Origin of the sequence: Pseudomonas entomophila, from assembly GCF_029193575.1 — a bacterium.
Lineage (GTDB): Bacteria > Pseudomonadota > Gammaproteobacteria > Pseudomonadales > Pseudomonadaceae > Aquipseudomonas > Aquipseudomonas entomophila_G.
The window spans coordinates 427,623-447,230 of record NZ_JARGCS010000056.1; the positions used below are offsets into that span (position 1 = coordinate 427,623).

The 19,608-nt window shown below is 67.5% G+C and carries 20 protein-coding genes; 12 read left to right on the forward strand and 8 right to left on the reverse strand.

Annotated features, from left to right (window positions below):
* Nucleotides 1-23: 23 nt before the first annotated feature.
* On the reverse strand, nt 24-224 hold the full coding sequence (thiS, locus tag P0Y43_RS25675) for a sulfur carrier protein ThiS (RefSeq protein WP_166885687.1): 201 nt from the start codon (nt 222-224) through the stop codon (nt 24-26).
* A 103-nt stretch (nt 225-327) separates the two neighbouring features.
* Entirely contained in the window at nt 328-699 is a 372-nt protein-coding gene (locus P0Y43_RS25680) for a DUF423 domain-containing protein (RefSeq protein WP_275640051.1), read from the reverse strand.
* A 64-nt stretch (nt 700-763) separates the two neighbouring features.
* On the opposite strand from P0Y43_RS25680, the gene mtgA reads away from it, so the two are divergent.
* Nucleotides 764-1,474, forward strand: coding sequence for a monofunctional biosynthetic peptidoglycan transglycosylase (mtgA, locus tag P0Y43_RS25685; RefSeq protein ID WP_275640052.1), 711 nt, complete (start codon nt 764-766; stop codon nt 1,472-1,474).
* 125 nt (nt 1,475-1,599) lie between these two features.
* Here the strand turns inward: mtgA and rpoH are convergent, their stop codons facing one another.
* The 4 genes from rpoH to ftsY form a co-directional block, all read right to left on the reverse strand.
* On the reverse strand, nt 1,600-2,454 hold the full coding sequence (gene rpoH / locus P0Y43_RS25690) for an RNA polymerase sigma factor RpoH (RefSeq protein ID WP_275640053.1): 855 nt from the start codon (nt 2,452-2,454) through the stop codon (nt 1,600-1,602).
* 112 nt (nt 2,455-2,566) lie between these two features.
* Nucleotides 2,567-3,592, reverse strand: a complete 1,026-nt coding sequence (gene ftsX, locus P0Y43_RS25695) for a permease-like cell division protein FtsX (protein ID WP_275640054.1) — start codon at nt 3,590-3,592, stop codon at nt 2,567-2,569.
* Nucleotides 3,589-4,260, reverse strand: a complete 672-nt coding sequence (gene ftsE, locus P0Y43_RS25700; protein WP_011531723.1) for a cell division ATP-binding protein FtsE — start codon at nt 4,258-4,260, stop codon at nt 3,589-3,591. Before ftsE ends, ftsX begins: the two co-directional genes overlap by 4 nt.
* Nucleotides 4,257-5,822 (reverse strand): signal recognition particle-docking protein FtsY, encoded by a 1,566-nt coding sequence (gene ftsY / locus P0Y43_RS25705; RefSeq protein ID WP_275640055.1) that lies wholly within the window; start codon nt 5,820-5,822, stop codon nt 4,257-4,259. Before ftsY ends, ftsE begins: the two co-directional genes overlap by 4 nt.
* Nucleotides 5,823-6,054: 232 nt before the next feature.
* Between ftsY and P0Y43_RS25710 the strand changes: the two genes are divergently transcribed.
* From P0Y43_RS25710 to P0Y43_RS25735, 6 genes are all read left to right on the forward strand, one after another.
* On the forward strand, nt 6,055-7,410 hold the full coding sequence (locus P0Y43_RS25710; protein WP_275640056.1) for a M16 family metallopeptidase: 1,356 nt from the start codon (nt 6,055-6,057) through the stop codon (nt 7,408-7,410).
* Nucleotides 7,403-8,887, forward strand: a complete 1,485-nt coding sequence (locus P0Y43_RS25715; protein ID WP_275640057.1) for a M16 family metallopeptidase — start codon at nt 7,403-7,405, stop codon at nt 8,885-8,887. Before P0Y43_RS25710 ends, P0Y43_RS25715 begins: the two co-directional genes overlap by 8 nt.
* On the forward strand, nt 8,887-9,489 hold the full coding sequence (gene rsmD, locus P0Y43_RS25720; protein ID WP_275640058.1) for a 16S rRNA (guanine(966)-N(2))-methyltransferase RsmD: 603 nt from the start codon (nt 8,887-8,889) through the stop codon (nt 9,487-9,489). Before P0Y43_RS25715 ends, rsmD begins: the two co-directional genes overlap by 1 nt.
* A 98-nt stretch (nt 9,490-9,587) precedes the next feature.
* The gene (locus tag P0Y43_RS25725) at nt 9,588-10,895 is read left to right on the forward strand and encodes a M16 family metallopeptidase (protein ID WP_275640059.1); all 1,308 of its coding nucleotides are present in this window, start codon (nt 9,588-9,590) and stop codon (nt 10,893-10,895) included.
* On the forward strand, nt 10,888-12,276 hold the full coding sequence (locus tag P0Y43_RS25730) for a M16 family metallopeptidase (RefSeq protein WP_275640060.1): 1,389 nt from the start codon (nt 10,888-10,890) through the stop codon (nt 12,274-12,276). The genes P0Y43_RS25725 and P0Y43_RS25730 overlap by 8 nt, the downstream gene beginning before the upstream one ends.
* 60 nt (nt 12,277-12,336) lie before the next feature.
* Nucleotides 12,337-13,329: a hydrolase gene (locus tag P0Y43_RS25735; RefSeq protein ID WP_275640061.1), complete on the forward strand. Its 993-nt coding sequence runs from the start codon at nt 12,337-12,339 to the stop codon at nt 13,327-13,329.
* 48 nt (nt 13,330-13,377) lie between these two features.
* On the opposite strand, the gene P0Y43_RS25740 is transcribed toward P0Y43_RS25735, so the two are convergent.
* Both P0Y43_RS25740 and P0Y43_RS25745 read right to left on the reverse strand, forming a co-directional pair.
* Complete coding sequence (locus P0Y43_RS25740; protein WP_275640062.1) at nt 13,378-14,232, reverse strand: sulfurtransferase; 855 nt, start codon at nt 14,230-14,232, stop codon at nt 13,378-13,380.
* 35 nt (nt 14,233-14,267) lie between these two features.
* The gene (locus tag P0Y43_RS25745) at nt 14,268-14,933 is read right to left on the reverse strand and encodes a TetR/AcrR family transcriptional regulator (protein WP_275640063.1); all 666 of its coding nucleotides are present in this window, start codon (nt 14,931-14,933) and stop codon (nt 14,268-14,270) included.
* A gap of 151 nt (nt 14,934-15,084) precedes the next feature.
* Between P0Y43_RS25745 and P0Y43_RS25750 the strand changes: the two genes are divergently transcribed.
* From P0Y43_RS25750 to P0Y43_RS25770, 5 genes are all read left to right on the forward strand, one after another.
* Nucleotides 15,085-16,515 carry a coniferyl aldehyde dehydrogenase gene (locus P0Y43_RS25750; protein WP_275640064.1) on the forward strand — a complete coding sequence of 477 codons (1,431 nt, stop codon included), beginning with the start codon at nt 15,085-15,087 and terminating at the stop codon, nt 16,513-16,515.
* A 13-nt stretch (nt 16,516-16,528) separates the two neighbouring features.
* Nucleotides 16,529-17,014 (forward strand): twin-arginine translocation pathway signal protein, encoded by a 486-nt coding sequence (locus P0Y43_RS25755; protein WP_275640065.1) that lies wholly within the window; start codon nt 16,529-16,531, stop codon nt 17,012-17,014.
* A 26-nt stretch (nt 17,015-17,040) separates the two neighbouring features.
* Nucleotides 17,041-18,639: a GMC family oxidoreductase gene (locus P0Y43_RS25760; RefSeq protein ID WP_275640066.1), complete on the forward strand. Its 1,599-nt coding sequence runs from the start codon at nt 17,041-17,043 to the stop codon at nt 18,637-18,639.
* 111 nt (nt 18,640-18,750) lie between these two features.
* Nucleotides 18,751-19,230 (forward strand): pantetheine-phosphate adenylyltransferase, encoded by a 480-nt coding sequence (coaD, locus tag P0Y43_RS25765; RefSeq protein WP_275640067.1) that lies wholly within the window; start codon nt 18,751-18,753, stop codon nt 19,228-19,230.
* Between the two features lie 110 nt (nt 19,231-19,340).
* The gene (locus tag P0Y43_RS25770; protein WP_275640068.1) at nt 19,341-19,592 is read left to right on the forward strand and encodes a YfhL family 4Fe-4S dicluster ferredoxin; all 252 of its coding nucleotides are present in this window, start codon (nt 19,341-19,343) and stop codon (nt 19,590-19,592) included.
* Nucleotides 19,593-19,608 lie beyond the last annotated feature (16 nt).

The following is a 19,608-nucleotide window of genomic DNA, read 5'->3' on the forward strand; positions in this document are numbered from 1 at the left end:
GCAGGTGAAGCACTGCTCGGCACTCAGCCGCCGCCGATGGCGTGGACCACTTCGACCTGGTCGCCTTCGCTCAGCAGGGTGCTCTCGTGCTGGCTGCGCGGCACGATGTCCAGGTTCAGCTCCACCGCCACGCGACGACCGGCCAGCTCCAGCCGGCCCAGCAGGGCCGCCACGCTCTCGCCCGCAGGCAGTTCGTAAGGTTCACCGTTCAGTTGAATGCGCATGCGCACGGCCACCATCGTTCATTGGGGGCCCGCATTCTAGCCCCGATCCGCGCATGAACCCAAGGGTGGCGGGCACCATTAGTCGTGATTCTCGACCCGGCGGTCAGCCCAGGCGCCAGGCCGCCAGCCCCAGGCACAACCAGCCGGCGAGAAAGCACAGGCCACCGATGGGAGTGATGATGCCAAGCTTGCCCAGGCCCGTGGTGGTGAGCGCATACAGGCTGCCGGAGAACAGCACGATACCGATGGCGAACAGGCCTCCCGCCCAGCCGACCAGGCGCCCGGGCAGGTGCGCCGAGAGCACGGCGACGGCGAGGATCGCCAGGGCATGCACCAACTGGTAGGTCACGCCAGTGTGGAAGATCGCCAGGTAGTCGGCGGTCAGGCGGTTCTTCAAGCCGTGGGCGGCGAATGCGCCCAGGGCGACGCCGGTGAAACCGAAGAACGCGGCGAGCATCAGGAAGCTGCGAAGCATGGGACGACTCCTCGGGAGGGGTCTGTATAATGGCCCCTTCCTTTGGTCCGGCCAAGCTATCGCCATGCTGTCATCCTTCATCCGCCGCTTCGTTCGCGCCCTGCTCTGGTTTGCCGCTGGCAGTGCCGTGGTGGTCCTGGTGCTGCGCTGGGTGCCGCCGCCGGGCACTGCGTTGATGGTCGAGCGTAAAGTGCAGTCGTGGTTCACTGGCGAATCGATCGACCTGCAGCGCGATTGGCAGCCGTGGGAGAACATCTCGGACGACCTGAAGGTGGCGGTGATCGCCGGCGAGGACCAGCGCTTCGCCAGCCACTGGGGCTTCGACATCCCCGCCATCCAGGCCGCCCTGGCGCACAACGAACGCGGCGGCAGCATCCGCGGCGCCAGTACCCTGACCCAGCAAGTGGCCAAGAACCTGTTCCTGTGGTCTGGCCGCAGTTGGCTGCGCAAGGGGCTGGAGGCGTGGTTCACCGCCTTGATCGAACTGTTCTGGTCGAAGGAGCGGATTCTCGAGGTCTACCTGAACAGCGCCGAATGGGGCCCGGGGGTGTTTGGTGCGCAGGCCGCGGCACGTTATCACTTTGGCGTGGATGCCAGCCGGTTGAGCCGGCAGCAGGCGGCGCAGCTGGCCGCCGTACTGCCGAGCCCGATCAAGTGGAGCGCCGGTCGACCGAGTGCCTACGTGGCGAGCCGGGCGGGATGGATTCGTCGGCAGATGAGCCAACTGGGGGGTAGCAGTTACCTGATGCAGCTGGAGGCGGGGCGCAGGCCCTGAGGGGTGGGGCTGACGGCCCTATCGCGGGGCGAGCCCGCGCCACAGGGGCACAGGCGCTTGCACCGACAATAAAAAAACCGTCTGCCCCGTGAGGGACAGACGGTTTTTTGCAATCAGGGCGTCGATCAGATCGTGATCAGCGCCTTGACCTTGTTCATCGCGTTCTTTTCCAGCTGGCGGATCCGCTCCGCCGACACGCTGTACTTCTCCGCCAGCTCATGCAACGTGGCCTTCTCTTCCGCCAGCCAGCGCTGGTAGAGGATGTCGCGGCTGCGCTCGTCCAGCCCGCTCAGGGCCTCGTGCAGGTTGCTGCTGGAGTTGTCGCTCCAATCGGCATCCTCGAGTTGCAGGGCCGGATCGTAGCGATGGTCTTCCAGGTAATGCGCGGGCGACTGGAAGGCGCTGTCGTCATCGGCTTCGGCTGCGGGGTCGAAGGCCATGTCCTGGCCGCTCAGGCGGCTTTCCATCTCGCGCACTTCACGCGGTTCGACGCCGAGGCTCTCGGCCACGCGATGCACTTCGTCGTTGTTCAACCAGGCCAGACGCTTCTTCTGGCTGCGCAGGTTGAAGAACAGCTTGCGCTGGGCCTTGGTGGTGGCCACCTTGACGATGCGCCAGTTGCGCAGGATGAATTCATGGATCTCGGCCTTGATCCAGTGCACCGCGAAGGACACCAGACGCACGCCCATTTCCGGGTTGAAACGCTTTACCGCCTTCATCAGGCCGACGTTGCCTTCCTGGATCAGGTCGGCCTGGGCCAGCCCGTAGCCTGCATAGCTACGGGCGATGTGTACGACGAAACGCAGGTGGGCCATTACCATTTGCCGAGCGGCCTCAAGATCCTGCTCGTAGTAGAGACGCTCGGCCAGTTCACGCTCCTGCTCGACCGTCAGCAGCGGGATGCTGTTGACCGTGTGCACGTAGGCTTCCAGGTTTGCACCGGGAACCAGGGCATAGGCAGGTTGCAACGAAGTGGTCATCAAGGTACCTCCGACTCACTGGACTCATGCCTTGTGGGCACTGCCAACATTGACCGGGAACTGCGAAACAAGTTCCCAGAACGATAAGAAAGTCAATGCTGGCGAAAAAACATTATCGCGGTGCCAGCTCGTTCAAATGACGGGCCACCGCAATCCATGCACCGATATACCCCAACAGTACCGCCCCGATCAAGAGCGACAGACCATCGGACGCTGGCACCCCACCCAAGGCGAAGTCACTGCCATACAGCCCGGAAAGCCCGACCACCGCGTCGTTCAGCCAGTCCAGGCCGAACGCCAGGATGCCCCAGGCCAGCAGGCCAGCGCCCAGGCCATACAACGCGCCCATATAGAGGAAAGGTCGGCGCACGTAGCTGTCGGTACCGCCCACCAGCTTGATCACCTCGATCTCGACACGGCGGTTCTCGATATGTAGACGAATCGTGTTACCAATCACCAGCAGCAGGGCGGAAATCAGCATCACCGCCAGACCAAAGACGAAGCGGTCCCCCAGCTTGAGGATCGCCGCCAGGCGCTCGACCCACACCAGGTCAAGCTGCGCCACTTCGACCCGCGGCAGCTCCGACAGGCGCTGGCGCAAGGCCTCCAGGGCCGGTTTGTCGACTTCGGTAGGGGTCACCACCACCACGCCGGGCAGCGGGTTGTCCGGCAGCTCGCGCAGCGCATCGCCCAGGCCCGACTGCTGCTGGAACTCCTGCAACGCTTCCTCGCGGCTGACGTAATGGGCATCGGCGACGCCCGGCATGCCCTTGATCTCGTCGCGCAGGGCCTCGCCGTCCTTGCTGCCAGCGTCGAGCTTCAGGTACAGCGAGATCTGCGCGGCGCGCTGCCATGAGCCGCCAAGCTTCTCGACATTCTTCAGCAGCAGCGACAGGCCCATGGGCATGCTCAGGGCCACCGCCATCACCAGGCAGGTGAAGAAGCTGCCGATCGGCTGCTTGCCCAGGCGCCGCAGGCTGTCGGCCAGGCTGGCGCGGTGGCTTTCCAGCCAGGCGTTGAGCAGGGTGCGGAAATCCGGGCCATCGTCGTCGTGGCCGCCGCGTTTTTTCTCAGGTTGCGGGTCGGCCGGCTTGGGCGCGACGCGTTCGGACACCTTGGGTGTGCGTGTAGTGCTCATTGTCCGGCCTCCCCATCGCCGATCAGTCGGCCGCGTTGCAGGGTCAGCATGCGGTGGCGCATGCGCGCGATCAGTGCCAGGTCGTGACTGGCGATCAGCACCGTGGTGCCCAGGCGGTTGATGTCCTCGAACACCCCCATGATCTCCGCGGCCAGGCGCGGGTCGAGGTTGCCGGTCGGTTCGTCGGCCAGCAGCAAGGCAGGCTGGTGGACGATCGCGCGGGCGATGCCGACGCGTTGCTGCTGGCCAGTGGACAGGTCCGCCGGGAACAGCTCGCCCTTGTCGGACAGCGACACACGCTCCAACGCCGAATCCACACGCTTGGCGATCTCGGCCTTGGACAGCCCGAGGATCTGCAACGGCAGGGCGATGTTGTTGAACACGGTGCGGTCGAACAGCAACTGGTGGTTCTGGAACACCACGCCGATCTGCCGGCGCAGGAAGGGGATCTGCGCATTGCTGATCTGCCCCAGGTCCTGGCCGGCCAGCAGCAGCTTGCCGCTGGTCGGGCGCTCCATGGCCAGCAGCAGGCGCAACAAGGTGCTCTTGCCGGCGCCGGAGTGGCCGGTGACGAACAGGAATTCGCCCCGGCGCGCCCTGAAGCTCAGTTCATGCAGGCCGACATGGCCGTTGGGGTAGCGCTTGGCGACCTGTTCGAATCGGATCATGGGTGCTCCCGCTCGGCGAACAGCGCCTTGACGAACGACTCGGCCTCGAAGGTGCGCAGGTCGTCGATGCCTTCGCCGACACCGATGAAGCGAATCGGCAGGTTGAACTGCTTGGCCAGGGCGAAGATCACCCCGCCCTTGGCAGTGCCGTCCAGCTTGGTCAGCGCCAGGCCGGTGAGCTCGACGCTCTGGTTGAAGTACTTGGCCTGGCTGATGGCGTTCTGCCCGGTACCGGCGTCCAGCACCAGCAGCACCTCGTGCGGCGCCTCGGCGTCGAGCTTGCCGATCACACGGCGGACCTTCTTCAGCTCTTCCATCAGGTTGTCCTTGGTGTGCAGGCGCCCGGCGGTGTCGGCGATCAGCACGTCGACGCCGCGCGCCTTGGCAGCCTGCACGGCATCGAAGATCACCGAGGCCGAGTCGGCGCCGGTGTGCTGGGCGATCACCGGGATCTGGTTGCGCTCGCCCCACACCTGCAACTGCTCCACCGCCGCGGCGCGGAAGGTGTCGCCGGCGGCCAGCATGACCTTCTTGCCTTCCAGTTGCAGCTTCTTGGCCAGCTTGCCGATGGTGGTGGTCTTGCCGGCGCCGTTCACGCCGACGACGAGGATCACGTAGGGCTTGCCCTGGGAATCGACCTTCAGCGGCTGCTCGACCGGGCGCAGCAGGTCGGCCAGCTCGCCCTGCAGCGACTGGTACAGGGCGTCGGCGTCGGCCAGTTGCTTGCGCGCGACCTTCTGGGTGAGGTTCTGCACGATCGCCGAGGTGGCCTCGACGCCGACGTCGGCGGTGAGCAGGCGGGTCTCGATCTCGTCGAGCAGGTCGTCGTCGATGACTTTCTTGCCGAGGAACAGGCTGGCCATGCCCTCGCCGATGCTGGCGCTGGTCTTCGACAGGCCCTGCTTGAGGCGGGCGAAGAAGCCGGGTTTGTTGGCTTCGGCGACATTAGGGACAGCTGCGGCGACCGGCTCGGGCTCAACCGGAGCCGGGGCTGCCGGGGCGGCGGCGACCGGTTCGGGCTCGACCGGGGCCGAGGCTGCCGGGGCGGCCGCGACCGGTTCGGGCTCGACCGGGGCCGAGGCTGCCGGGGCGGCCGCGACCGGCTCGGGCTCGACCGGGGCCGGGGCTACCGGGGCTGCCGCGACCGACTCGGGCTCGACCGGGGCCGGGGCTGCGGGGGCTGCCGCGACCGGCTCGGGCTCAGGCTCGGGCGCAGGGGCCAACGCCGCGACGGGCCGTTCGGGGATGGCCGGCGGCGCCTTTGGCTCCAGGTCCGGCACCAGGGCGACGGGCTCTTCGGGAACGGGCAAGACCAGGTTGCCGACCGGCGCCGGGCTTTCGGCCTGCGGCGCAGCGGCTTGCGCGTTCGCGGGCAAGCCCGCCTCCACAGGAACCGTGCCAGGCTGGGCAGCAGACGGCTCGGCCGGTTCGCCAGCCTGCGGCTCAGCGGCGTGTGGCTGTTCGGCGACGGATTGCTGCGGTTTCTTGCGGAACCAGCCGAACAGGCCTTTCTTCTCGCCTGCCTCGGCCGGCGCTTTTTTGTCGTCGTTGGAACCAAACATGGAAGACGGCTATCTCAGGGTAGCGATGGGCCATCAGCGGCGCATCGGGAATTCTCTCTACGCAGAACAGACTCTCTGGAAGCCAACGGGTTCGTGCGCAACGTTTTGTCATGGAGGCCTGCGGGCCAGAACGGCGACAGGCATGGTCGCCAGGCAACCGGATCAGTATCCTAGCACCTCCTGGCCCGCCGACGCTAAACCCACGCGGGCCGCCGTACAGGTTAACCATCGTATGAATGCTCTAGCCCGCCGCGCCGCTGGCCTGCTGCTCAGCACGCTCTGCCTGCCGTTCGCCGCCGTCGCCGCCGACCCGCAACCCACCCACGAGTTCATCCTCGACAACGGCCTGAAAGTGGTCGTGCGCGAAGACCATCGCGCCCCGGTGGTGGTATCGCAGATCTGGTACAAGGTCGGCTCCAGCTACGAGACCCCGGGCCAGACAGGCCTGTCCCACGCCCTCGAGCACATGATGTTCAAGGGTAGCGCCAAGGTCGGCCCCGGCGAGGCGTCGCGCATCCTGCGCGACCTCGGCGCCGAGGAGAACGCCTTCACCAGCGATGACTACACCGCCTATTACCAGGTGCTGGCCCGCGACCGCCTGCCGGTAGCCCTGGAGCTGGAGGCCGATCGCCTGGCCAGCCTGCGCCTGCCGGCCGACGAGTTCAGCCGCGAAATCGAGGTGATCAAGGAAGAACGCCGCCTGCGCACCGACGACCAGCCCAACGCCAAGGCCTTCGAGCTGTTCCGCGCCATGGCCTACCCGGCCAGCGGCTACCACACCCCGACCATCGGCTGGATGGCCGACCTCGAGCGCATGAAGGTCGAGGAGCTGCGGCACTGGTACGAATCCTGGTACGCCCCCAACAACGCCACCCTGGTGGTGGTCGGCGACGTCACCCTCGACGAGGTCAAGGGCCTGGCGACCCAGTACTTCGGCGCCATCCCCAAGCGCGCCGTGCCACCGGCCAAGCTGCCGCTGGAGCTGGCCGAGCCGGGCCTGCGGCAGATTACCCTGCACGTGCGCACGCAACTGCCGAGCCTGATCTACGGCTTCAACGTGCCGGGCCTGGCCACCGCCAAGGACCCACGCAGCGTCCACGCCCTGCGCCTGATCTCGGCCCTGCTCGACGGCGGCTACAGCGCGCGCATGCCGGCGCGGCTGGAACGCGGCCAGGAGCTGGTGGCCGGCGCCTCGTCCAGCTACAACGCCTTCACCCGTGGCGACAGCCTGTTCCTGGTCTCGGCCACGCCGAACGTGCAAAAGCACAAGACCCTCGCCGATGTCGAGAAGGGCATCTGGCAGTTGCTCGACGAACTCAAGAACACCCCGCCGACCGCCGAGGAAGTGGAGCGCGTGCGCGCCCAGGTGATCGCCGGGCTGGTCTACGAGCGCGACTCCATCAGCAGCCAGGCCACCACCATCGGCCAGCTGGAAACCGTCGGCCTGTCGTGGAAGCTGATCGACAGCGAGCTGGACGAGCTCAAGCGGGTCACCCCCGAAGACATCCAGAACGCCGCGCGCACCTATTTCACCCGCGAACGCCTGAGCGTTGCCCATGTCCTGCCCGAGGAGTCCGCTCATGAGTGATCGCAGCGCCCCCCGCTACACCCTGTACGGCCTCGGCATCATCGCCGGGGTGGTGGCGCTGGCCGTGGTGCTGGCCCGCCCGGCGCAGTCCGACGACGCCGCCAGCGCCGCACGCCCGGCCAACACCCTGCAATCGCTGGCCGAGCTCGACGGCAAGGCTCCAAGCCGGCGCCAGTTGAACATCCAGCACTGGAACACCGCCGAAGGCGCCCGGGTGCTGTTCGTCGAGGCCCGCGAACTGCCGATGTTCGACCTGCGCGTGACCTTCGCCGCCGGCAGCAGCCAGGACGGTGACATCCCCGGCCTGGCCACGCTGACCAACGCCATGCTCAACGAAGGCGTGGCCGGCAAGGACGTCACCGCCATCGCCCAGGGCTTCGAGGGCCTGGGCGCGGACTTCGGCAACGGCTCGTACCGCGACATGGCCGTGGCCTCGCTGCGCAGCCTGAGCGCCAGCGACAAGCGCGAGCCGGCCCTGAAGCTGTTCGCCGAGGTGGTCGGCCAGCCGACCTTCCCGGAAGACGCCCTCAAGCGCATCAAGAACCAACTGCTGGCCGGCTTCGAATACGAGAAGCAGAACCCCGGCAAGATCGCCGGCAAGGCGCTGTTCGCCAACCTCTACGGCAACCACCCCTACGCCCACCCCAGCGACGGCACGGCGGCGAGCCTGCCGGGCATCACCCTGGCGCAGTTGCGCGCGTTCCACGCCAAGGGCTATGCCGCGGGCAACGCGGTGATCGCGCTGGTGGGCGACCTCGACCGCAGCGAGGCCGAGGCGATCGCCGCCCAGGTCTCCGCCGCCCTGCCCAAGGGCCAGGCACTGGCGGCCCCGGGCGTGCCCACCGAGCCCAAGGCCGGGGTCACCCACATCGACTTCCCGAGCAAGCAGACGCACCTGATGCTCGCCGAGCTGGGCATCACCCGCCAGGACCCGGACTGGGCCGCCCTGTCGCTGGGCAACCAGATCCTCGGCGGTGGCGCCTTCGGCACCCGGCTGATGAGCGAAGTGCGCGAGAAACGCGGGCTGACCTACGGCGTCTATTCGGCGTTCAGCCCCATGCAGGTGCGCGGCCCGTTCATGATCAACCTGCAGACCCGTGCCGAGCTCAGCGAAGGCACGCTCAAGCTGGTGCAGGACATCCTCGCCGACTACCTGAAGAACGGCCCGACCCAGCAGGAACTGGACGACGCCAAGCGCGAGCTGGCCGGCAGCTTCCCACTGTCCAACGCCAGCAACATGAGCATCGTCGGCCAATTGGCCGCCATCGGCTTCTACAACTTGCCGCTGACCTGGCTGGAGGACTTCATGCAGCAGTCCCAGGCGCTGACCGTCGAACAGGTCAAGACAGCGATGAACAAGCACCTGGCGGCGGACAAGCTGGTCATCGTCACGGTCGGCCCGACCGTGGCGCAGCAAGCGCTGCCAGCGCCCACTGACAAACCCGCCGAGCAGCCGCTCGGCGTACCGGAGCATTGATGGCAAGAGCACATTCCCCAGCCCCCAAGGGCCAGGCCAACAGCAAGGGCCAGGGGCACCTGCGCATCATCGCCGGCGAGTGGCGCAGCCGCCGCCTGGCGGTGCCGGAGGGCGAAGGCCTGCGTCCGACCCCTGACCGGGTGCGCGAGACCCTGTTCAACTGGCTGGCACCCTACATCGAGGGCGCCCTGGTGCTCGATGCCTTCACCGGCAGCGGCGCGCTGGTGCTCGAAGCCCTGTCACGCGGGGCCAAGGATGCCGTGGCGCTGGACAGCAACCCCGCCGCCATCGCCAACCTCAAGGACAACCTCGAGCTCCTGCGCTGTCCACGTGGGCAGATCCTCCAGACCGATGCCCTGCGCTACCTGCAAGGCCCGGCCAAGCAACAGTTCGACCTGGTGTTCCTCGACCCGCCGTTCCACCAGGACCTGCTGGCCAATACCTGCCAACTGCTGGAGCAAGGCCAGTGGCTGCGCGGGCAAGCGTGGATCTACACCGAGAGCGAGGCCGCGCCCTCTTCCCTGCAACTGCCAGGCAACTGGCGCCTGCACCGGGAGAAGAAGACCGGCCAGGTGCACTACGCGCTCTGGCAACGGGGCTGACCAGCAACATGGCCGCCTGCGTATCTATCTAACGCAGGCGGCCCTCTCCCTTGGTCGAAGCTGCTGCGGTGCATCGCCACCCAGGAGTGCTTCACACCATGCCATCCCCTTCCGATCCTCGCGGCGCTTCGGCGCAGCGCCTGCAACACTTCGCCCTCGCCAATGGCCTCAAGGTCTACCTGCGTGAAGACCACCGCGCCTCGCTGGTGACCGCGCAACTTTGGTACCACGTCGGCGCCAGCTACGAACCGCCGGGCCGCTCCGGCCTCTCGCACCTGCTGGAACACCTGATGTTCGAGGGCAGCAGCAAGCTCGCTCCCGGGCAGTACAGCCGCCTGATGACGCGCCTGGGCGGCACGTCCGGGGCCTTCACCAGCGATGACGCCACCTGCTTTCCCGTCACCTTGCCGGCCAGCCGCCTGGAGATAGCGCTGGAAGCCATGGCCGACTCAATGGCCAGCGCCACCCTCGGTGCCTCGACGTTCGAGCGGGAGCTGGACGTGGTCAAGGCCGAACGTCGCACACGGGTCGACAACTACCCGCTGGGCTTGGCCGCTGAGCGCAGCAAGGCACTGGCCCATGGCAGCAGTCCCTACGCAACGCCGGCGATCGGCCATCAGCGCGACCTCGAGGGTATGACCCTCATGGCTGTCCAGGACTGGTATCGCACCTGGTATCACCCGAACAATGCCACGCTGGTAGTGGTCGGCGACATCGACGTAGCCCGCCTGCGTCCGCTGGTCGAGCGCCACTTCGCGTCGCTGCCACACACCGCGACGCCCGAGCGAACACCCCCCAGGGCCAGCGAGGGGCTGACCCTGCGCCAGCAGACCGTGGCCCTGCCCGGCCTGCGCGAAGGCGTGATCCTCGACTTCAACACGCCCAGCCTGGCCACCACCGCCGAGCCCGATCATGCCCACGCCCTGCGGCTGGTGCCGCAGTTGCTCACCGAAGGCAGCAGCGCGCGGCTCAACCGCCTGCTGGTACGCGATAACTCGGTGCTGCAAGGCATCAGGTCGAGCTATCAGCACCTGCGGCGCGGCGATGGCCTGCTGACGATGTACCTGTTCTCCAACGCTACGACCATCAAGCCAGCGCAGGCCGCGCAGCGGGTGCTCGACGAAGTGCTCACGCTTGGGCAAGTCCCTCCCCTGGCAGCGGAGCTGAAGCGGGCCAAAGCCCGGCTGCTGGCCAGCCTGAGCTTCGCCCGCGACGACCTTCACGAACAGGCACTCGCCATCGGCCAGTACGCCATCAGCGGCCTCGATCCCACCCTGCTCGACGACGAGCGACAGGCCATTGAACAGGTCACGCCAGAGCAGGTGCGCGACGTTGCACAGGCCTACCTCAGCAGGGGCCGCTTGAGCATCACCTGCATGCAAGGCCAGGAGAACCACCATGAATGACCTGACTCGTACCGATACCACCCACCTCGCAAACCCGACGCTAAACTCACCGGTCGAACAGTTGACGTCCGCGCAAGGGCTGGACCTGACCACCCTCGAACCTGTGCGTACCCCCGTCCAGAGCTGGGAGACAGAGGCCGGCACTCGCGTCCTGTTCGTTCCCTCCCGCGAACTGCCGATCGTCGACCTGGTACTGGACTTCAAGGCGGGCCGGGCGCTGGAGGGTGAAACGCCGGGCCTGGCGGCACTGGTCCTCTACCTGCTGGACGAAGGCACGCAAACCCTGGACGCCAACCTGTTCGCCGAACGCCTGGACGAGCTCGGCGCGCTCATCGACAAGCGCGTCCGCCCGGAGCACGTCACCCTGAACCTACGCAGCCTGTCGGACCACGACGTGTTGGCCCCCGCCGTCGAGTTGCTGACCGATATGGTCGCCCACCCCGCGTTCCATCCCTCCGCCGTGGCGAGGGTCAAGCAGCAACTGCTGGCCCACCAGGCCGCCCAGGAGACCGGCGCGACCACCCGAGCACGCAACGAAGCCTTCCGTCACCTGTTCGCCGGCCACCCTTACGCCCATGCCTTGAACGGCTCGCAAGACGGCGTGAACGCCATCACCCCCGATCAGTTGCGGGCCTTCCACCAGCGGGCCTACTCGGCCAACAACCTTCAGGTGTCGTTGGTGGGCGACCTGTCCCGCCAGCAAGCCGAGGCGCTCGTCGAAGGCCTCACCCAGGCGCTGCCCCAGCACTGGGCAGCGGCAGACACGCCCGCGGTGCCCGCTGCGGAGCCGGAAATCATCCACATAGAACAGCCAGGCACGAGCGACCGGGTGCTGCTGGCGATGCCCTTCCAAATGCAGCCGGATGCGCCAGACTACCTGGCCTTGGTGCTGGCCAGCGAAATACTGGGTACTGGCCTGGAGTCGCGGTTGATGCGCGAGTTGCGTCAACGCCGGGGGCTGACCTATGACGTGAGAGCCCAACTGGTGTCCTTGAGCGCGGCAGGGGTGTTGGCGATCGAATGGGAAATCGCCGCCCACTACAACGCTGCGGCACAGGACCTGGTGGCCGATATCGTCAGGCAATTCGTCGAACAAGGGCCGAGCGCAGCCGAACTCGCCCTGGCGCGCCAGCAACTGGCCGGCGCACTGCTGCGCGCGGTCGCCCGCAACCACTCGCTGGCCGGGCTGCTGGGCGACCTCGGCCGCCAGGGGCTGCCCGCCGACCACGTGTCCAGCTATGTCGAACGGCTGGCCAACCTCACCGAGCAGGACATCAAGCGTGCGCTTCAGTGCCTTGAGCTGCAGGCCATGGTGTTCGTCAGCGTCGGGCCGGACGCCAGCCAGCAGCCCTTGCCCGAGCAGCCTGTGACCGACCAATAGCACAGGCAGGGTGGCGGTGTTTCATGGCACTCTAGGCGGGCACACCACGAGTCGCCCGTCATGCCCAGCCTCACCGCCACCTTCCGCCCGGCCCCCGGGCTTGCCAACCCCCACCTGCAAACGCTCTGGGGGCCTCTCTGGCGCAAGCTGCCGCCTCTCACCCGCACCCGCGAACGCCTGTGGCTGGCCGATGGCGATTTCCTCGACCTCGACTGGCACGGCCCGCACCAGGCCGATACGCCGCTGGTGCTGGTGCTGCATGGCCTGACCGGCTCGTCCGACTCGCCTTACGTGAAGGGCCTGCAACTGGCCTTGCAGGCGCGCGGCTGGGCCAGCGTGGCGCTGAACTGGCGCGGCTGCTCGGGTGAGCCGAACCTGCTGGCGCGCAGTTACCATTCCGGCGCCAGCGAGGACCTGGCCGAAGTCGTCGCCCACCTGCGCGCGCAACGGCCAATGGCGCCGTTGTACGCGGTGGGGTATTCGCTGGGGGGCAACGTATTGCTCAAGTACCTGGGTGAACGTGGTGCGGCCAGCCAGCTGGAAGCGGCGGTGGCGGTGTCGGTGCCGTTTCGCCTGGACCAGTGCGCCGACCGCATCGGCCAGGGGTTCTCCAAGGTCTACCAGGCGCATTTCATGCGCGAGATGCTGGCCTACGTGCAGGACAAGCAGCGGCATTTCCGCGACCAGGGCCACCATGAGGGCCTGGCGTCGATCGAGCGCCTGGGGCCGCTGCGCAACCTGCGCACGTTCTGGGATTTCGATGGCAAGGTCACTGCGCCACTCAATGGTTTCAGTGATGCCCACGACTACTACCGGCGCGCGTCGAGCCGCTATTACCTGGGCGAGAACCGCACGCCGACGCTGATCATCCATTCCAGCGACGACCCGTTCGTGTTCGGCCATAGCTTGCCGACGACTGATGAGTTGGCGCCGCAGACGCAATTCGAGCTGCACAGCCGTGGCGGGCATGTCGGGTTCGTCGATGGCAGCCTGCGCAACCCGGGGTATTACCTGGAGCGGCGGATTCCGCAGTGGTTGGTCGAGGGGCGGTGACGGGAGCCGCAGGTTCTGCGGTGTCCACGCCTGCCCCACCGAATCACCTTACTCCCCGGTCGCAACGCCCCGCTGTGGATCATTGATCCACTCGCTCCACGACCCCGCATACAGCCGCCCCAGCGGATACCCCGCCAATGCCAAGGCAAACAGGTTGTGACACGCCGTCACCCCCGACCCGCAATACGCCACCAACTGCTCCGGCGCGCGCCCTGCGAGCTTCTCGGCAAAGCGCTGCTTGAGCTGCTCCACCGGCAGGAAGCGCCCATCGGCCCCCAGGTTGTCGGTGAACGCCGCGCATTGCGCGCCGGGAATATGCCCCGCGACCGGGTCGATCGGCTCCACCTCGCCACGGAAGCGCAGCAGCGCACGGGCGTCGATCAGGGTCAACTCGGCATGCCCCAGGCGCTTGCCCAGGTGCTCGGCATCGATCAGCAGCTTGGCGTCCGGCTGCCCGCTGAACGCGCCCTCGCGCTTGAGCGGCGGGTCGAGGCTCAGCGGCAGGTGCGCGGCGTGCCAGGCCTTCAGGCCGCCATCGAGGATGAACACACCGTCACGCTTGCCCAGCCAGGCCAACAACCACCAGGCGCGCGCGGCATAGGCACCCGGGCCGTCGTCGTACAGCACCACCTGGCTGTCGTTGTCCACGCCCCACTCGCGCAGGCGCTCGACCAGCCGGCGCGGCTCCGGCAACGGGTGGCGCCCGGTGCTGCCCTTGACCACCGGCCCACTCAGGTCGCGCTCAAGGTCGGCGAAGTGCGCCCCGGCGATATGCCCTTCGGCGAAGCTGCGTTGTCCATAGTCGACATCCTCCAGGGCGAAGCGACAGTCGAGGATCACCAGCCCGGGCGAGCCCAGACGCTCGGCCAGTTGCTGCGGGGTGATCAATTGCGCAAGGGGCATGACAATCTCCTGATCGGTGGCACGAAGGCGCTGGCTCACTGCTCCAGGGCCTGGTTGAAGGGGATGTGGAATTCCTGGCACAGCGCATCCACCGCGCGCCGGGCGTCAGCGGTGACGAAGCCGAGTTCGAGCACCAGCACCTGGTAGACGCCACGCTTGAAGGCTTCTTCACCCAAATGCGCGGAATGCTCGCGGGTGGTGCTGAGAAAACGCACCCAGGAGGTCAGCACGATCCAGGCGTTGATGGTCAAAGACTCGATCTGCGAGGCATCCATGGCCAGGATGCCCGCCTCGACGAAACCCCGGTAGATCGCCTGGCCTTGCTGCAAGCAGCGCTGGGAGAAGCGCCGGTAGCGCGCGGCCAGCTCCGGGTCGCTTTCCAGCAGGTGCTCCAGGTCACGGTGCAGAAAGCGGTAGTTCCACATTGCCGCCAGCAACGCCTTGAGGTAGAAGCGCTTGTCTTCGACGGTGGCAGCGCGGCCCTGGGGCGGGCGCAGGAAACTGTCGACCAGCTCTTCGTACTGGCTGAACAACAGCGCGATGATCGCCTGCTTGTTGGGGAAGTGGTAGTACAGGTTGCCGGGCGATATTTCCATGTGCGCGGCAATGTGGTTGGTGCTGACGCTGCGTTCGCCCTGCTGGTTGAACAATTCCAGGCTGCTCTGCACGATGCGCTCGCGGGTCTTGAGGCGCGGGGCCATGCTTGGACTCCCAGTCTGACGGCTTCGATAGGGCTTCATCTTAAGGCCTTGGGTGGTCGCGATGCACCGGTTGGCAACATGAAAAAACTCGCACGGCCCGGGGGATTAGAGTATAGGCTCTAGAGATTCGCCGCCCCTGACCGGAGCCCCCATGACGTCGTCCCTTGCCGTGCCCCCTGTGCACTCCGACCTCGCCCTGGAGGGGACGTTCGCCGCCCAGCGCCAGGCCTTCGCCGCCAACCCCATGCCGCCGGCCGCCCAGCGCCGGCAATGGCTGAAGCGCCTGCGCGAAGCCCTGCTGGACGGGCGCCAGGCGTTGATCGAGGCCATCGACGCCGACTTCGACGGGCGCAGCGCCGACGAGACGCTGGTGGCCGAGCTGTTGCCCTCGGTGCAGGGCCTGCGCCACGCCGAACGCCACCTCGCGCGCTGGATGCGCCCGCAACGGCGCGCGGTCGGCCTGGCCTTCCAGCCGGCCAGCGCCCGCGTGCTGTACCAGCCGCTGGGGGTGGTGGGGGTCATCGTGCCGTGGAACTACCCGCTGTTCCTGGCCATCGGCCCGCTGACCTGCGCGCTGGCCGCTGGCAACCGGGTGATGCTCAAGCTCAGCGAGGCCACCCCGGCCACCGGGCTGGCGCTCCAGGCGCTGCTCGAGCGGGTGTTTCCCGCCGACCTGGTCAGCGTGGTGCTCGGCGAGGTCGCGGTGGGCCAGGCCTTCGCCCGCCTGCCCTTCGATCACTTGTTGTTCACCGGTGCCACCAGCGTCGGCCGCCAGGTGATGCTGGCCGCCGCGCACAACCTGACCCCCGTGACCCTGGAGTTGGGCGGCAAGTCACCGGCCATCGTCTCGACCGACGTGCCGCTGGACGCCGCCGCCGAACGCATCGCCTTCGGCAAGACCCTCAACGCCGGCCAGACCTGCGTAGCCCCCGACTACGTCCTGGTGCCACGCGAGCGCCAGGGCGCCTTCGCCGACGCCTACCAGCGTGCCGTGCACCGCTTGTACCCACGCATCGCCGACAACCCCGACTACAGCGCGATCATCAACCCGCGCCAGTTGCAACGCCTGGAGCATCTGTTGGCCGACGCCCGCGGCAAAGGCGCCCAGGTCCTCGACCTCTATGCCGACGAACCCCGCCAGGGCCGCCGCCTGCCGCCCCACCTGCTGCTGGATGTGCACGACGACATGCAGGTGATGCAGGACGAGATCTTCGGCCCGCTGCTGCCGCTGGTGCCCTACGACGACCTCGACGGCGCCCTGGCCTACATCAACCAACGCCCACGCCCGCTGGCGCTGTACTACTTCGGCTACGACCGCGCCGGGCAGGCGCGCGTGCTGCAGCACACCCACTCCGGCGGCGTGTGCCTGAACGACACCCTGCTGCACGTGGCCCAGGACAACCTGCCGTTCGGCGGCATCGGCCCGTCCGGCATGGGCCATTACCACGGTCACGACGGCTTCCTGACCTTCAGCAAGGCCAAGGCGGTGCTGGCCAAGCAACGCCTGAACGCCGCACGGCTGATCTATCCGCCCTACGGCAAGGCCTTGCAGCGCCTGGTCCACAAGCTGTTCATCCGCTGAACGGGGGCCGGCCATGCAGCGTCGCGAACTGTTGCGCTTGAGCCTGGGCGCCAGCGCCTTCCTGGCCACCGCGAGCCTGGTCGGCTGCTCGCCCCAGTCGCCCGCCCAGGGCTACCGCGCCCTGCGTGACGACGACCTGCCGCTGCTCAGCGTGCTGATCCCGGTGGTGCTGGCCGGCACCGCCGCCACCGCCGACCCGGTGCTGCATAGCCTGGACCGCAAGCTCGCAGCGCTGTCGCCGGAAATGCTCAAGCTCACTCGCCAGCTGTTCGACGTGCTCAGCCTGCCCTTCACCCGCGGGCCGCTGACCGGCGTCTGGGGCGGCTGGGCCAGCGCCAGCCCGGAACAGGTCGAGGCGTTCCTGCAACGCTGGCAGGGCAGCTCGCTGAACCTGCTGCGCATGGGCCATGCCTCATTGCTGCAACTGCTGCTGATGGCCTGGTACGAATGCCCACAGGCCTGGCCCGCGTGCGGCTACCCCGGCCCACCGAAGATCTGATCGCCAACCGACAAGAGCACCCTCGAATGCCAGTACCGGACCCGTTTCGCCAAGGCCTCGAACGAGGCTGGATCACCCACGACGGCTCGCGCCTCGAACAGGACCTGACCCTGGCCGCAGACGTCGCGGTGATCGGCAGCGGCGCGGGCGGCGCCACCAGTGCGCGGCGGCTCAGCGAGGCAGGGCTCAAGGTGCTGCTGATCGAGGAAGGCCCACTGCGCACCAGCCGCGACTTCCACCTGCTGGAGGACGAAGCCTACGCCAGCCTCTACCAGGAAGGCCTGGGGCGCATGAGCAAGGACGGCGCGATCACCATTCTCCAGGGCCGCGCCGTAGGCGGTACCACCGTGGTGAACTGGACCTCGAGCTTCCGCACCCCCGAGCCGACCCTCGCCCACTGGGCCAAGGAGCATGCGGTGAAGGGGTTGGGCAGCGAGGCGCTGCGCCCCTGGTTCGAGCGTGTGGAGCAGGACCTGGGCATCAGCCCCTGGGCGCTGCCGCCAAACGCCAACAACGACGTGCTGCGCCGCGGCTGCGAGGCGCTCGGCTACCGCTGGGCGGTGATCCCACGCAACGTGCGCGGCTGCTGGAACCTGGGCTATTGCGGCATGGGTTGCCCGGTCAACGCCAAGCAGTCGATGCTGGTGACCAGCATCCCGGCCGCCCTCGAACGTGGCGCCGAATTGCTCTACCTGGCTCGCGCCGAGCGCTTCGAGCACGCCGATGGGCGCATCGCCGCCCTGCACTGCCAAGCCCTGGACGCCGCAGGTGTAAACCCCAACGGGCGTCGTATCAGAGTGCAGGCCCGTCACTACGTGCTCGCCGGCGGCGGCATCAACAGCCCGGCGCTGCTGCTGCGCTCGGCGGCGCCCGACCCGCATCGCTGCCTTGGCAAACGCACCTTCCTGCACCTGGTGAACTTCAGCGCCGCGCGCTTCGCCGAGCGCATCGACCCGTACTACGGCGCCCCGCAATCCATCTACAGCGACCACTTCCAGTGGCAGGGCGGCGTCGACGGCGCGGTCGGCTACAAATTGGAGGTGCCGCCCCTGCATCCGGCCCTGGCCAGCACCCTGCTGGGCAGCCACGGCCAGGACAACGCCCGACGCATGGCCGAGCTGCCGCATACCCATGTGATGCTTGCACTGCTGCGCGACGGCTTTCACCCCGAAAGCCCGGGCGGGCAAGTGGAGCTGCGCGGCGATGGCTCGCCGGTGCTCGACTACAGCGTCACCGACTACCTGCGCGATGGCCTGCGCCGCGCCTACCAGAGCATGGCGCAGGTGCAGTTCGCCGCGGGCGCCAGCCGGGTGATGCCGGTGCACGCCGACGCCCGCTACGTCGCCAGCCTGGCGCACGCCCAGGCGCTGATCGACGGCCTGCGCCTGGAACCCTTGCGCGCCCGCCTGGGCAGCGCCCATGTGATGGGCGGCTGCGCCCTGGGCGAAGACCCGCGCCAGGCGGTATGCGACAGCCTGGGGCGCCACCACCAGTTGGAAAACCTGTCGATTCACGATGGTTCGCTGTTTCCCACCAGCATCGGCGCCAACCCGCAATTGTCGGTGTACGCCATCACCGCGTGCCTCAGCGACGCCTTGGCCAGCCGCCTGGCGCACGGGGCATGACAACGAATATCCGCACTGTCTATAGTGCCATCATCCGGCCGCGTGACTTGGCCGGGCGCAGTCGCTGCGCTACCATCCGACTCCCCAACGCACTCCAGCCAGGATGACGCGATGAACCGAGTGTTGTACCCGGGTACTTTCGACCCCATCACCAAAGGCCATGGCGACCTGGTCGAGCGCGCCTCGCGCCTGTTCGACCACGTGATCATCGCAGTGGCCGCCAGCCCCAAGAAGAACCCCCTGTTCCCGCTGGAACAACGGGTCGGGCTGGCCCGTGAGGTCACCAAGCACCTGCCCAATGTCGAAGTCATCGGCTTCTCCAGCCTGCTGGCGCATTTCGCCAAGGAACAGAACGCCAATGTGTTCCTGCGTGGCCTGCGCGCGGTATCGGACTTCGAGTACGAGTTCCAGCTGGCGAACATGAACCGTCAGTTGGCGCCGGACGTCGAGAGCCTGTTCCTGACGCCGTCGGAGCGTTATTCGTTCATTTCCTCGACCCTGGTGCGCGAGATCGCGGCGCTGGGCGGCGACATCAGCAAGTTCGTCCACCCGGCGGTGGCCGACGCCCTGACCGAACGCTTCCGCAAGTGATTGCCACCGCCTGACCGTCGCGCCCGCGTGCACTGCGGGCGCGAATGCGGCACAATTGTGCCCATCGCCTTTGAAACATGCCCGGGCCACAGGCCTCGGCCGGAGTACCCATGTCCCTGATCATCACCGACGATTGCATCAACTGCGACGTCTGCGAACCCGAGTGCCCGAACGCCGCCATTTCCCAGGGCGAAGAGATCTACGTGATCGACCCGAACCTGTGCACCCAATGCGTGGGCCATTACGACGAGCCGCAATGCCAGCAGGTGTGCCCGGTCGACTGCATCCCGCTGGATGAAGCGCACCCGGAAACCCAGGACGAACTGATGGAAAAGTACCGGCGGATCACCGGCAAGGCCTGAGGCCAGGCGTTTTCGG

Bases quoted from the DNA above. Each gene is read 5' to 3' on its own strand.
- thiS (WP_166885687.1), bottom strand. From the start codon at position 224: ATGCGCATTCAACTGAACGGTGAACCTTACGAACTGCCTGCGGGCGAG.
- P0Y43_RS25680 (WP_275640051.1), bottom strand. From the start codon at position 699: ATGCTTCGCAGCTTCCTGATGCTCGCCGCGTTCTTCGGTTTCACCGGC.
- mtgA (WP_275640052.1), top strand. From the start codon at position 764: ATGCTGTCATCCTTCATCCGCCGCTTCGTTCGCGCCCTGCTCTGGTTT.
- rpoH (WP_275640053.1), bottom strand. From the start codon at position 2,454: ATGACCACTTCGTTGCAACCTGCCTATGCCCTGGTTCCCGGTGCAAAC.
- ftsX (WP_275640054.1), bottom strand. From the start codon at position 3,592: ATGAGCACTACACGCACACCCAAGGTGTCCGAACGCGTCGCGCCCAAG.
- ftsE (WP_011531723.1), bottom strand. From the start codon at position 4,260: ATGATCCGATTCGAACAGGTCGCCAAGCGCTACCCCAACGGCCATGTC.
- ftsY (WP_275640055.1), bottom strand. From the start codon at position 5,822: ATGTTTGGTTCCAACGACGACAAAAAAGCGCCGGCCGAGGCAGGCGAG.
- P0Y43_RS25710 (WP_275640056.1), top strand. From the start codon at position 6,055: ATGAATGCTCTAGCCCGCCGCGCCGCTGGCCTGCTGCTCAGCACGCTC.
- P0Y43_RS25715 (WP_275640057.1), top strand. From the start codon at position 7,403: ATGAGTGATCGCAGCGCCCCCCGCTACACCCTGTACGGCCTCGGCATC.
- rsmD (WP_275640058.1), top strand. From the start codon at position 8,887: ATGGCAAGAGCACATTCCCCAGCCCCCAAGGGCCAGGCCAACAGCAAG.
- P0Y43_RS25725 (WP_275640059.1), top strand. From the start codon at position 9,588: ATGCCATCCCCTTCCGATCCTCGCGGCGCTTCGGCGCAGCGCCTGCAA.
- P0Y43_RS25730 (WP_275640060.1), top strand. From the start codon at position 10,888: ATGAATGACCTGACTCGTACCGATACCACCCACCTCGCAAACCCGACG.
- P0Y43_RS25735 (WP_275640061.1), top strand. From the start codon at position 12,337: ATGCCCAGCCTCACCGCCACCTTCCGCCCGGCCCCCGGGCTTGCCAAC.
- P0Y43_RS25740 (WP_275640062.1), bottom strand. From the start codon at position 14,232: ATGCCCCTTGCGCAATTGATCACCCCGCAGCAACTGGCCGAGCGTCTG.
- P0Y43_RS25745 (WP_275640063.1), bottom strand. From the start codon at position 14,933: ATGGCCCCGCGCCTCAAGACCCGCGAGCGCATCGTGCAGAGCAGCCTG.
- P0Y43_RS25750 (WP_275640064.1), top strand. From the start codon at position 15,085: ATGACGTCGTCCCTTGCCGTGCCCCCTGTGCACTCCGACCTCGCCCTG.
- P0Y43_RS25755 (WP_275640065.1), top strand. From the start codon at position 16,529: ATGCAGCGTCGCGAACTGTTGCGCTTGAGCCTGGGCGCCAGCGCCTTC.
- P0Y43_RS25760 (WP_275640066.1), top strand. From the start codon at position 17,041: ATGCCAGTACCGGACCCGTTTCGCCAAGGCCTCGAACGAGGCTGGATC.
- coaD (WP_275640067.1), top strand. From the start codon at position 18,751: ATGAACCGAGTGTTGTACCCGGGTACTTTCGACCCCATCACCAAAGGC.
- P0Y43_RS25770 (WP_275640068.1), top strand. From the start codon at position 19,341: ATGTCCCTGATCATCACCGACGATTGCATCAACTGCGACGTCTGCGAA.